The organism is Mesorhizobium amorphae, from assembly GCF_014843845.1.
GTDB classification, from domain to species: Bacteria; Pseudomonadota; Alphaproteobacteria; order Rhizobiales; family Rhizobiaceae; genus Mesorhizobium; species Mesorhizobium amorphae_A.
In genome coordinates this window covers 1-13,040 of sequence record NZ_JHQS01000117.1, presented here as the reverse complement: position 1 = coordinate 13,040, position 13,040 = coordinate 1, and the positions used below count along the sequence as shown (strand labels likewise).

Here is a 13,040-nt window from a genome sequence, read left to right as displayed (position 1 = left end):
GCTGTGACCCGAGCCCTCGCCTGATATCCCTGTCAGCGGTCCCTTCACGTCCAACCTCAGATAACGTTGACAGCGCCGTTCGACCTCCTCCGCGATAACGCTTGCGAATTCGTCATGGCAAATAGGTCCGCGATTGGAATTTTTGATCATGTGGTGCGCTGACCCGCCTGGAGTTAATTAAGGACCTCGGGCAACGGCGCATCATCAGAAGGGAAAGACTGATGCACATCGGCGTCTGGCGCCGAAGTGCTGAAGTGCTAGCCCAATCGGTATTACCAACGGCTTCGATGTTTTGACCGCTTGAGGTAGTGAAGGGCGGTAAAGCCGTCATAGGTCAGACCTCAAAGCCACTGGTATAAGTCGTGCGCATCTTCCCCAATGCCGAAAGCTGTCTGCGCCTGGTCACAGCGCGTCCCGGAGTCCATGGACAACAACCTGACCTCGACATGGCGTTCCAATACCCTGTCTGGCATGTTGCCAGTACCTTGCCTCTCGTCGGCGCCGGCTCAAACCGCCGTTGTCTCCCCCGTTCGGGTCTTGACCAATCTTCCAAGCAGCGCTAGGCCGATCGTAACTACAACGAAGATAGTTGAAACGGCGGCGATGACAGGGGAAAGATCGAAGTCGATATCCTCAAAAAGCTTGCGCGTGACAGTTTTATTCTCCACTCCAGAGATGTAAAAGGACACGATTGTCTCGTCGAAGGAGGCAAGAAACGCGAATACTGCGCCAGCTGCAATTGCAGGCATAATTAGCGGCATCGTGACTTCTAGGAATGCGCGCAATCTAGAGGCCCCGAGGTTCAATGCCGCCATCTCCAGCGAAAAATCAATTCGAGTTAGGCCGACCGACACAATTATCACCACGTACGGTACAGCCAGGGCCGAGTGGATGAGAACGAAACCCACAGTCGTTCCAGTGAGTCTTAACGGTGCAAATTGCAAATAAACTGCAATCGCGACGATGATGTGTGGCACGATCAGCGGTGCAAGGAGCAGGGCATTGATCGTTTCTCGCCCTGGCACTCGGCCTCGGACGAGCGCTAGGGCCGCCATGGTGCCAATCACTGTTGAGGCGAGCATCGTCAGGCACGCTATTCGCAGCGAGAACAAAGTGGCGCTGACCCATTCGGGATCCTTAAAATACTCGTGGTACCACTGGAGTGAAAATCCCGACGGCGGAAAGCGCAGATAGCTCGTCGCGCTGAACGACATCGGTACAACGAGCAGCGTCGGCAGGATCAAAAAAATCAGAACGGCGGTGCAGAACATGCCGATGCCCAAGCGCGTCGCCCGCCAACTAAACCCTTCCGTCAAAGCCACTCTCCTGCGCTGGGGGAACATTACACGCCTGTGACCATTCGCTCGATTCGGAGCAAGCGCTTGAAAGCAATGGTTATTCCCAGCGATAGCAGGAGCAGTACCAAGGAAATTGCGCCGGCGAAGGGCCAGTTGAGAAACGCCGTCGCTTGCTGCGAAATTAGGGTTGCTATCATGAGCGTGCGAGGTCCGCCCACCAGCGCAGGTGTGATGTAGAAACCGAGTGCCAGCACGAACACCATCAGGCATCCGGCAAACACCCCCGGCAGACTCAGCGGTAACGTCACCGTACGAAAGGCCCGAGCTTCGCTGGCCCCCAGGTTCAGCGCCGCCTTAGTGAGATCAGGAGAAATATTGATCAATGTTGAATAGATCGGAAGTATCATAAAAGGCAGCAACACATGGATCATCGCCACCAAAACAGCCCCTTCGGTGTAGAGCAGGCTTAACGGCTGGTCAATTAATCCCCACTCGCGCAAGGCGTTGTTGATAATTCCGTTCCGCCGTAAGAGCACGATCCAAGCATAGGACCGGACCAGCACTGAGGTCCAAAGCGGCACCAAAACGCACGCCGCCACCAGTCCCGCCATCAAGCCTTTTGCCCGTGTCATCAAGACTGCAATGGGATACCCTAACAAGAGCGCGGCTAAAGTAGTTGAAAGCGATATCAAAACGGTGCGCATAATGATGCGCATATATAGAGGTTCGTGAATGAGCCTGGAGTAGTGCTCAAGCGTCCAAGTGGGAGTTGAGATGCTCTGGAACAGAAGCTTGGCAATCGGCATGAAGAACGCCCAGCCCAGGAGCAGTGCCAACGGCGCGATCAGCACTAATGAAGTTACAGCGGGCAACTGCCCGCGCTGCGAGAACACACCGGCAGTGAGATCGGTCTGCGAGGGTGCGGCCTCCAGAGTTGCAGAGGGAGTAACGTCGTGAGTAGACAAAGAGGTCTCCATCACGCGGGCTCTGGGTAAGCGTGGGCATCACGCGCTGACCATGCGACGCTTATTGCCTCGCCGACCTGCAACTCCGCAAGCTTAGATTGGGTGTTGACGCTGGCCCGCACAGTTGGTCCCTGGTCGAGTTCCACAAGGACAATTAGCGATGCGCCGTTGAAGACGAGTTGTGTTACGTGTCCTGAGAGCCTTGACGTGCGCTCCCTCGCTGCATCCTCAGCTAGAATGCTCATTCTCTCAGGTCGCACCGCTATGCGCACTTTGGTACCGGTTTGCAGCTTAAGTCCGTCCGGAGCCTGAGCTGTGACCACCGCAGCTCCTACTCTTACTTGACACTCATCCCGCTCGGAGCCGACCACTTCGCCGGGGATAAAATTCATTTCGCCAAGGAAATCCGCTACAAACGCATTGGCTGGTTTGTGGTAGAGCGCACTTGGCTGACCAAACTGCATCACCTTGCCAGAGTTTAGGACCGCAATGCGGTCCGACATCGTGAGCGCTTCCTCCTGGTCGTGAGTGACGTAAATGACAGTGGCCCCGAGCCGCTCTTGGAGTTGCTTAATCTCAAGTTGGAGGTGCTGTCTGAGTTTCTTGTCCAGCGCACCCAAGGGTTCATCCATGAGGATGACAGGTGGGTTGAATACGATTGCTCGTGCCAGCGCTATTCGCTGCTGCTGGCCACCCGAGAGCTGGCCAGGCATACGCGAGTCATAGCCTTCGAGCTTCACCATAGCGAGCGCACGACGCACGCGTTCGTCTCGCTCCGCCCTGGACAGGCCTCGCATGCGCAAGGGGAAGGCAATGTTGTCAGCCACACTCATATGCGGGAACAGCGCGTACTTCTGGAATACCATGCCGATGTTTCGCTTGTTGGCTGGCACGCGCGTCAGGTCGCGATCTCCAACCACCAGCCTGCCCGAGGTCGGCTCGTCAAAGCCGGCTAGCATCATCAACAATGTCGTCTTGCCGGAACCGGAAGGACCTAGCAGCGAGAAAAACTCGCCAGCCTGCACCTCAAGAGATACATTGTCGACCGCGCAAACCGCTCCGTAATGGCGCGAGATGGACGAAATGTGTACGGCAAGCCCGCAATTGTGCGACTGTCTAGACCCTTTTGCTTGCATTAGCACTGCCCATCCTCCTTCTCTACAGCTCCCGCACCTCGCACCCCCTGGGCGAATGCTGCAAATGCCCAGAGGGTGCGTTCCCAACGCTATTTCAATTCGAGAGCCAAGCCGTCCACCGCTCAATCAACATGGAACGGTTCTCGGCGATCCACTGGCTGTCGAGGTCTACCATCTTATTCCAATTATCGGGGAAAGTTTGGTGCATCGGAAGCTCGCTAGCAGGCAGAAGATCCAGCGCCTTACGATTCGAAGTGTCGTAGAACGCTTTCTGCGTGATGGCGAGCGAAGCCTCGGGCCGACTCATAAAGAAGTTCAGGAAGGCTTTGGCGGCGTTGGGATGCGGAGCGTCCTTGAACACGACCCACCAATCCGTACCTTGAAGGCCCTGATTCCATTGAACGTCTACCGGCGCGCCGGAAGATTTCGCGTTGAGGGCGCGCCCAGACCAGACATTGGTCATCACGACTTCGCCAGACCGAAGTATCTGAGTGCTCTGATCGCCAGTGCGCCACCAAACCGTGACGTACGGTTTGATCTCATCAAGCTTGCGAAAGGCACGATCAATGTCCAAAGGGAATAGTTTGTCCGCAGGAACGCCATCCGCCAGCAGAGCTGGTATCATGGCTTCCCAGGGTGCACCGGCGTCCCCAAGCCCACGGGGCCCGGGGAATTTTTTGACGTCCCAGAAGTCCGCCCAACTCTGTGGTTCCTTACCCTTGGGAAAGGAATCGGCATTATATGCAATCACGGTACCGTATACCCAACGGAGCATACCGTAGTCTGTACAGGTATTCGGTATGCCGTTTTCTGCCGCGAGCGGAATAGCTTTGCAGTCCAACTTGGACAGCATGTCGCGGAAGGAAATTAATCCCTCAGCTCCGGCTTGACCAATGTCCCACTCTTGCTGTCCCGACGCGAGCATGGCACGGACCTTGCTGAACTGCTCGGTACTAGCAGCAATCGAGACGGGAATGATCTTGACACCCGTCTGTTTGGTAAATGGCTCGTAGAATTGCTCCTTCAATATCTGTTCGATGACTCCTCCACTCGTGGCGATTACAAGCTGGTCTTCTAGTTCTTCTGCTTTCGAGATTTGTCCGAACCCAATCAGCAAAAAGGCGCTAACGAGCGATGTACTGGCCCGACGACATAAACCGGCTGCTAGAAGTTGTTTCATGTTTCTCTCCCTTGCTTGACTTAGCGCACTATCAACTCTCTTGGCGCGTGTGTCAGGGGTTCGCAGGCCCCCTCTGTCACGAGCACGGTTTCACCGAGCGACATCGTGAGGCCGGCACCTTGATCAATTAGGATCAAGTGCGGAAACAGCACCATGCCGGGTTCGATTGGTAACGGGTTCCCCGTGTGCATGAATGGCTCTTCGGCCCACGACGGCGGATACGACGCGCCGAGACTGTATCCGCAAGCGTTGAAGATCATGTGACCGAACCCGACATCGCTCATGGTCTTGGCAAAAGTGTCGAATATGGTGCCAAACGCATGTCCCGGCCGCGCTACTTCTTTGCACGCGTCTAGCGCGTTTCGGCATGCTTCGAACATTGCCCGGTGCCGTGGGTCAACTTCGCCAATCACCACGCAATGCATGAGGCAAGCGTGATAGCGTCGATAGGCAGCGCCGAACTCGTGCGTGACCAGATCATTCTCAGCAAGACGGCGATGTCCGCTCTGATAACGCATGAGATGCGCCGTTTCGCCGCTTCCCAGCACCCAAGTGCCAGAACCGGGCGGATCGCCGTCATTACGCATCACGACGTCGTACATCGCCGCGTAAATATCACCTTCGAAAGTTCCAGGTACCGACAATCGGTTGGCCTCGGCATACATCGCCTCTGCGAGCGTAGCGGCTTTGCGCACATACGCGATCTCCGCTTCGGATTTTACCCTGCGCAAGTCATCGACAAGAGCGGACGCGTCTTGAAGATGGCAGAATCCTTCAAGGGCGGCATCAAGCATCTTTCCGCGTTGCGTCGACAGCCCCACCGCGTGATATTCGACACCAAGCCGCTTTCCGCGCATTTTGCGCGCTTCGAGGATGCGCCTAATTTCTTCTGCCGGATTAACGCCGGTCCGGTCGATCCAAACTTCGATGTCGGAGATGATCGAATTATGGCGGGCAAGGAGCGCATCGGGCCTTCGAGTCAAGAGCGTCACTGACCCGTCAATCCCTATGAACAACGTCTGGAAGGAGAGGTAGCCGACCCGGTCAAAGCCGGTGAGGTAATACATGCTCTCTTGTTTAAAGAGCAGGATTCCATCCAGATTTTGCTCTTGGAGTTTGCGGCGACACCGGTTCAGCCGACTGGCGAATTCGTCTTTAGTGAAATGGAGTCCCAATGCATTCCTCGAATATACACGGTGTAGACTTTTGCTTATACACGGTGTGGGCTGGGTTTTCAAGCAGAAATGTGGCTTGAATGTTGGTTATCTGATTGAGGCAGGCCAGTCTGTCTCAGACCCCAATCGCGCGTGCGGAGGCACCGTCAAAGCCTTGAGCCTCCGGCAATGCCGTTTGTCACAATGTCTTCGTAAAGGCGTTCGGCGGCGACGATCCTCTCCAGGCCAACCAGGGTATTGAAGGCGTCAAAGGAGATCATCCGTTCGGTCGCCATTCCGTACGTACCTGTGGTCTTGAGTTCGGTGAAGTACAGCTCCAGCGTATGAGCCACCGCGTAGAGAACGTCGGCCTGCAGGAAATAGGCGTAGCCCATCTCGGCGAGTTCCTCGCGCGGGATGAGCGGCGACTTGCCGCGGAACACCCAATTGTACATCACCGGCCCGTCGATCAGGCGCGGGATGGCCTCGGCCTGCTCCCGCGACACAGGCGCTTCCACGAAGATCACGTCCGCTCCGGCCTCAAGATAGCGGTTGCCGCGCTCGATGGCAGCCTCCAATCCATCAGTGGCAATGGCGTCTGTGCGCGCGAAGAGGAGGAAGCGCTCCGACTTCCGCGTATCCACGAAGGCCTTGATCTTGGCTTCGAACGCGGTCGCCGGCACGATGCGTTTGTTCTCCATGTGCCCGCACTTCTTCGGGAACACCTGGTCTTCTAGATGTATCCCCGAGGCGCCAGTACGCTCCACCTCGCGCACCAACCGCATCACATTGAGGTAGTTTCCATACCCGTCATCGCCGTCCACCAAAACAGGCCGCGATGTGCATCCCAGGATACGACGAACAGCGTCGAGGTTCTCGGTGAGTGTCAACAGCCCGACATCCGGCATCCCGTGGGCCGAGCCTGAGATGTTGTAGCCGCCGACATGCAGCCAGTCGAAACCCTTGGCATCGGCGATGCGGGCGCTGAGCCCATCATAGACGCCGATAATCTGCTGAACCTTCGCGGTGGTTTCATTCATGGACACGATCCTCAACTATAGTGGCGCGCGATGAAGGCGTTGGAGAACTTCCCGGATGTCCGATCCCGCTCGAGTAGCGCCGCGTCTCGCCCTGCAGGTTCTCCGTAACCACCGGCGCCAGCGGTCTCGATTGCAACCGCCTGCCCCGGTCCGAAATCCACACCAGCCGGCTTACTCGGGAGTTCCGTTTCGCTGCCATCGAGATCGATGCGCAGGAAGCGACCGCTACGGCCGTCATGCCCGCCGAAAATACCCCAGGGACGGCTGCTGAAACGCTCGCCAGATCCTGAGAAGGTGCATTTGTGGCCGATCGGGCTGAGCACGCGACGCAGGGCTAGCCCACCTCGGAAGGTGCCCGCGCCTCCAGAATCCTGCACGAGTCCGTATTCGACGACGCGCAAGGGGTAGTCCATCTCAATCGCCTCCACCGGCAAATTGGAGGTGTTGGTGATATGCACCTGCACACCGTCCTTGCCGTCATGCGTGCTACGACCGCCGAAGCCGCCGCCCAGTGTCTCGAAATAGATGTAGCGCTGACCAGTAGCAGGATCGATGCCGGTGAAGACGGCGGTGGTGTTCGAGCCATTGCCGGCGCCGACAGCCTTGTCAGGCAACGCCGGAGCTAGCGCGCCAATCAGGGCGTCGATGATGCGCTGGCAGGTGTGTGCGCGATTAGCGACCGAAGCCGGGAACGTCGCGTTGAGGAGGCTGCCTGCCGGCGCCGACCACTCGCAGACGTCGAGCACGCCCTGGTTGTTGGCGACTTCCGGGTCGAGCAACGCCTTCATCGTGTAGGAGATGGCCGAAAGCGTGGCGCTGGGAGTGCAGTTGATGTTGCCGGCAGTCTGCGGAGCCGTTCCTGTGAAGTCGACGTGCAGGCGGTCGCCCGCGATCGTCACCTTGACCTCGATGGGAAGCGCTCGGTTGCCGCAGCCGTCGTCGTCCATGACATCACGGAAGTGATACGTGCCGTCCGGCAACTGACTGATCGCGTGGCGCATGCGGATCTCGGTTCGGCGAATGATCTCGTCGAAGGCGGCCGTGAGAGTTCCCGAACCGTAGCGGCCGATCACCTCGGCGAAACGCCGCGCGCCCAGGCGGGCCGCAGCGATCTGGGCATTGATGTCCCCCCGGCGCTCCTCGGGGACGCGTGTGTTGAGAAGGATGAGGTCGTAGATATCGCGGTTCAGTTCGCCGGCCGAATACAGCTTCACCAGCGGCACGCGCAGGCCTTCCTGGTAGATCTCCGTCATGCCGCCGCCCATGCTGCCCGGCGTCATGCCGCCGAAATCCGCATGGTGCGCGATGTTGCAGACGAACCCCACGACCCTGCCTTTCTCGAAGACTGGCATCGCGACGTTGAGGTCGGGAAGATGGGTGCCTCCAGCCTCGAAGGGGTCATTGGCGACGAACAGATCGCCCTCGCGCATTTCCTCCAGCGGCACGCGCTTCAGCAGCACGTCCATAAGGCCCATCATCGAGCCTAGGTGTATCGGCAACGAGTCCTTGGCTTGAACCACAAGCCTACCCTTCGTGTCGGCAAGCGCCGTGGAATGATCCCGCCGTTCTTTGATGTTCTGCGAGAAGGCGCTTTTCATTAGGGCGAGAAAGGATTCATCCACCACAGAACCGAGGGCGTTGTGAATGATCTCGACGGTGACGGCGTCAATCGATATTTCCATTTTCATCGTGCCAGTTCCAGGAAGAGGTTCATGCCGGAGTCCACCGTGGCAACCGTGCCCGAATGCACCAGCGTGGTCGTATCCATCTGCTCAATGATGGCAGGGCCCTCGACGACGTGACCCGGCGCCAGGTCAGCCCGGTTATAGATGGGCGTTTCCACGGCCCCCGACCGGCTAAACCAGGCCGCTCGCGTTTCTCGCGGCGTCGGGCGATCGGCCCGCAGTTCACGATCCTCCGCCTTCTTGAACGGGTAAAGACGGCCGCGCGCGACGCAGCGAAGATTCACGACTTCGATCGCCGCGGCCAGATCGTGATGGCCGTAGTTCGCCTCGTGAATTCTGTTGAAGTCACCGGAGAGCCGCTCGACGAGACTATCCGCGGCGACCTCACGGATCAGTTCTGGCGAGGTCTCGACCGAAAGTTCATAGTTCTGGCCGACATAGCGCAAATCTAGCGACAAGATCGCGGTGCGATGCTCGCGTGATATCTCCTCGATCTCAAACCATCGTTCCGCCTCCTCCAGCAAGTCCGCCGCGACCGAGCGGATCGCCGGTACCGATGCAGCGACGAGCGGCATGCGGTGGGTCCGGACCATGTTCTCCTTGAGATCGGATACTACGATGCCCTGCGCACATAAGATGCCTGGATGTGGCGGAACGACGACGCTGCCCATCGACAGCGCCCGGGCCACGTCCTCGGCATGAAGCGGCCCCCCGCCGCCAAACGGCATCAGCGTGAAGTCGCGTGGATCATGGCCTCGCTCGACCGATACAGACCGGATGGCTCGCACCATGTTGGCTACGACAATGTCGATGCAGCCAAGCGCGGCGTGTTCGATCGACATGCCGAGCCGTTCTGCGACCGGCCGGAAGGCCTCGCGCGCAAGATCGACCTTGAGGGGAACACGACCGGCGAGTAGGCCACGCGAAGACAGACGGCCGAGGATGAGGTTGGCGTCCGTGACGGTCGGCTCCGTCCCGCCCAAGCCGTAGCAGGCCGGTCCCGGCTTGGCACCGGCGCTATACGGTCCCACCCTCAGCATCCCGCCGGCGTCGAACCAGGTGATCGAGCCACCGCCAGCGCCCACGGCGTTAACGTCCACCATAGGAAGCCTGACCGGGAAGCCGCCTATCGACCGATCGTAGGCCACACCCGCCTGCCCGTGGCTGATCAGACACACATCGGCGCTCGTTCCGCCCATGTCTAGGGTGATGATGTGATCGGCGTGCGAGTGGCGTGCGACGTACGCGGCACCGATGACGCCGCCGGCAGGACCTGACAGTGCCGTCCTCACCGGAAATCGGCGCGCCTGACGCACGGACATGAGACCTCCCGAGGACTGGTTGATGCCAACGCTCGCTACCGGCAGCTCCTCGGCCAGTACGTTCTCCAGCCGTTCGAGATAGTGGTTCATGACCGGGACGAGATAGGCATTGAGCACCGTCGTCGACATGCGCTCGTACTCACGGAACTCCGGCTGAACCTCGCTTGATAGCGAGACCTCGATACCTGCCGCCTCGATGGCCGCCGCCAGCCTGCGCTCGTGCTCTGGATTCAGGAACGAGAACAGCAGGCAGACTGCGCAGGACCTGACGCCGGATGCCTTCAAAGCCTCTACGATTTCGTCGATGTCGCCGTCCGTGAGCTCTCGCAGTACAGCGCCTTTCGCGTCGACGCGCTCCGGGGCGGTTAGGCGCAGCTCGCGGTCGACGAGTGGTGCGGGGTGATCGAGCTTGAGATCATACATATGCGGGCGGGTCTGCCGCCCGATCTCAAGTAGATCGCGGAACCCTTCGGTCGTGACCAGTGCGATGCGCCCGCCTTTGCGCTGGATAAGGGCGTTAGTCGCGACCGTAGTTCCGTGGCAAATCCGGTCGATCTCATCTGCACCGGCAAGGCCGCGAGCGACGATTTCCCGAAGGCCGTCGATGATGGCGTCGGCGGGATTGTCCGGAGTCGAAGACAGCTTGAATACCTGCGACGTACCCGTGCCTACGTCCAAGACGTGGAAGTCCGTGAACGTTCCCCCGACATCAACACCAACGATTTTCATGCGCCACTCCAGTCGTGTATACTATGTGAATATTTGATTCCATACATAATTGTCAATCTCTTTCATGGACGACTTGTACGGTGTGGCTTTGAGAGCGTTGACTGCGTATAAGTCGTTGGCGTCGAACGGAGCCTGGCCGTGAAACTGTCGGCGGGAGCGATGCCCGGCCGGGGCGAGCAACACACGAAAAATGCAAGGATCGGGGCAACGGATATGGAAATGACGAAGGACCGCCGTCCGAAGGGAACGGGCACCCGCTGGGCCTATGAGGAAATCCGCAGCCAGATCCTGGCGCTTCAGCTCAAACCGGGCGCGGATCTCGACGAGCAGGTCCTGATCGGGATACTCGGCGTCTCGCGCACTCCCATCCGAGAGGCGCTGATACAGCTCGCGGCGGAAGGCCTCGTCGAAATGCTGCCAAATCGTGGGGCGCGGGTCTCGCGGGTCGACCTATCGGGCGTCCGGGAGTTTTTCGAAGCGCTGGATGCCGCACAGCGCATGGTGACGCGCTGGGCAGCACTGCGGCGCACGCAGCAGGACATCGCTGCTATAGATGCTGAACGCCGCCGCTTCGAGAAGACTGCCGCGGAGGGCGATATTGCCGGCATGATGGACACGAACTTGGCATTCCACGAAGCGATCGGAGTCGCCTCTGGAAACGCGCTCGTGGCGAAGCACTACGCGCAGCTGCTCGCGCTGGGACTGCGGCTTTCGCGGATTTCGCTCGCTTATGAAGGCACCGAAACCAGACGCGATCAGCACATCGAAACCATCATAGAGGAGCACCGGATCATAACCGGCCATATTGTGTCCGGGGATGCCAATGCCGCAGATGAGATCGCGCGGGCGCATACGGAACTCTTCCGCAAGCGCGTGCTCGGATACATGACGAACAGCCTCGCCGCCGACATGTCCTTCTGATCCTCTACCTGGTCAACCAGAGCGCAATATCCGGGAAGGCGACGAGGATCACCGTCGCCAAGCACATCAAGAGGAAGAAGGGAAACGAGGCGCGCGCCACGCGCACGATGCTGTCGCCTGTCTGCGACTGCAGGATGAAGAGGTTGAATCCTACCGGCGGAGTGATCTGCGCCATCTCCACCATGACGACCAGGAAGATGCCGAACCAGATCGGATCCCACCCGGCTGAGACCGCAAGGGGCAGGGTGATCGGCAGCGTCATTACCGTAATCGATGTTCCCTCCAGGAACATGCCAAGCAGCAGGTAGAACAGGGCGAGCATTACAATCAAGCCGTACGGGCCGAGGTCGAGGCTGCCTATGGCCCCGGCGATGGTTGCCGGGATATGCAGATAGCCCATGGCTGTCGACATGAAGCTGGCGGAAATGAGGATCGAACACAGCATCGCCGAGGTCACGATGGCCGCCTGGACCGATTCCGCGATGACCCGAAGTCTGAACTGACCAGTCAGCACGATCACGGCGAGGCTGACGCCGACGCCGACGGCGCCTGCCTCCGAAGGCGTGGCGATGCCCGAGTAGAGGACGCCCAGCACGCTTCCGATCAGCACGATCACCGGCGCGAGCGTGATCAGGCCGGCCACGTAGTCGCGGGCCGCATAACGCGGCTCGTCGACGGGCGTCGTGCCCTCGCGCCTCGCTGCGACCAGCATGATGTAGAGCGAGTACATGGCTGCGATCATGAGCCCGGGAACGACTCCGGCTAGGAACAGCTTGGTGATCGAGACCTCGCCGAGCACTCCGTAGATGATCAGCACGACGGAGGGCGGGATCATCAGGCCCAGGCTTCCCGCGCCAGCGAGCGAACCGATCGACATGTCGCGCGCATAGCCACGCTTTAGCAGCTCGCCCGTGGTGATCTTGCCTACGGTCGCGGTCGTCGCTGCGCTCGACCCACTGACGGCGGCGAACAGCGTGCAGCCGAGAATGTTCACGTGCAGAAGCCTGCCTGGAAGCAGCGAGACGAACGGCGCCAAGCCGTTGAAGAGCCGCCTCGAAATGTCGGTGCGGAACATCAGTTCGCCCATCCAGACGAACATCGGGATTGCGGAGAGTTCCCAGCGGTTGGCGGCCGACCATGTGACCGACTGCATGATGAAACCGATGCGGTCGAGGGAGAACCCCGCAAGCAGGTAGAGACTCGTGATGGCGACAAGTAGCAGTGCGGCGAATATCCACATGCCGACCGCCAGATAGGCGAGCACCGAGCACGGCCACTGCGGTAAAGACGGCTTCGAAACCCATCTGGTTAGGCGCTTTCGTGGTTGTCGCGGATCAGGGCCCCGCCGCCGAGCAGGCGAAGCGCATAGGCTAGAAGCTGGATCATGAAGATCACGAGGCCGGCCACGAATACTACCATCGGGAGCCACAGCGGAGTTTGCGCAAGCGTATTGCTGCGCGTGCCCCGGACGTAGGCGGTCTCGATGGCGAGGAGGTGGTAGCGGCACAGATAGAGGCATAGTGCGAGCACGAGGATTACCACCGCGGGCGCTGTCACGTTATCTGAGGTTGGACGTGAAGGGACCGCTGACAGGGATATCAGGCGAGGGC

Annotated in this window: 11 protein-coding genes; 1 reads left to right on the top strand and 10 read right to left on the bottom strand. The window is 59.3% G+C overall.

The features are described 5' to 3' along the window. Window positions 1–506: 506 nt before the first annotated feature. The 8 genes from DH08_RS30545 to DH08_RS30510 all read right to left on the bottom strand — a co-directional run bounded on the left by DH08_RS30545 (window position 507) and on the right by DH08_RS30510 (window position 10,509). On the bottom strand, window positions 507–1,283 hold the full coding sequence (locus tag DH08_RS30545; RefSeq protein ID WP_246801091.1) for an ABC transporter permease: 777 nt from the start codon (window positions 1,281–1,283) through the stop codon (window positions 507–509). A 59-nt stretch (window positions 1,284–1,342) separates the two neighbouring features. Next, on the bottom strand, window positions 1,343–2,263 hold the full coding sequence (locus DH08_RS30540; protein ID WP_246801089.1) for an ABC transporter permease: 921 nt from the start codon (window positions 2,261–2,263) through the stop codon (window positions 1,343–1,345). Between the two features lie 11 nt (window positions 2,264–2,274). Next, window positions 2,275–3,399 (bottom strand): ABC transporter ATP-binding protein, encoded by a 1,125-nt coding sequence (locus DH08_RS30535; protein ID WP_192182953.1) that lies wholly within the window; start codon window positions 3,397–3,399, stop codon window positions 2,275–2,277. Window positions 3,400–3,493: 94 nt separating this feature from the next. Continuing rightward, complete coding sequence (locus DH08_RS30530; RefSeq protein WP_192182950.1) at window positions 3,494–4,579, bottom strand: ABC transporter substrate-binding protein; 1,086 nt, start codon at window positions 4,577–4,579, stop codon at window positions 3,494–3,496. 20 nt (window positions 4,580–4,599) lie between these two features. Then, window positions 4,600–5,754, bottom strand: a complete 1,155-nt coding sequence (locus DH08_RS30525) for a M24 family metallopeptidase (protein ID WP_192182949.1) — start codon at window positions 5,752–5,754, stop codon at window positions 4,600–4,602. Between the two features lie 146 nt (window positions 5,755–5,900). Then, entirely contained in the window at window positions 5,901–6,773 is an 873-nt protein-coding gene (locus DH08_RS30520; protein WP_192182948.1) for an isocitrate lyase/PEP mutase family protein, read from the bottom strand. Between the two features lie 11 nt (window positions 6,774–6,784). Then, entirely contained in the window at window positions 6,785–8,461 is a 1,677-nt protein-coding gene (locus tag DH08_RS30515; protein WP_192182947.1) for a hydantoinase B/oxoprolinase family protein, read from the bottom strand. Beyond that, on the bottom strand, window positions 8,458–10,509 hold the full coding sequence (locus DH08_RS30510) for a hydantoinase/oxoprolinase family protein (protein WP_192182946.1): 2,052 nt from the start codon (window positions 10,507–10,509) through the stop codon (window positions 8,458–8,460). Before DH08_RS30510 ends, DH08_RS30515 begins: the two co-directional genes overlap by 4 nt. Window positions 10,510–10,647: 138 nt before the next feature. On the opposite strand from DH08_RS30510, the gene DH08_RS30505 reads away from it, so the two are divergent. After that, on the top strand, window positions 10,648–11,430 hold the full coding sequence (locus DH08_RS30505; RefSeq protein WP_192182945.1) for a GntR family transcriptional regulator: 783 nt from the start codon (window positions 10,648–10,650) through the stop codon (window positions 11,428–11,430). A 4-nt stretch (window positions 11,431–11,434) separates the two neighbouring features. On the opposite strand, the gene DH08_RS30500 is transcribed toward DH08_RS30505, so the two are convergent. Beyond that, the gene (locus tag DH08_RS30500) at window positions 11,435–12,694 is read right to left on the bottom strand and encodes a TRAP transporter large permease (protein WP_345892472.1); all 1,260 of its coding nucleotides are present in this window, start codon (window positions 12,692–12,694) and stop codon (window positions 11,435–11,437) included. Between the two features lie 44 nt (window positions 12,695–12,738). Next, window positions 12,739–13,040: hypothetical protein (locus DH08_RS36720; protein ID WP_246801087.1), on the bottom strand; the 302-nt coding region annotated here is incomplete at its 5' end.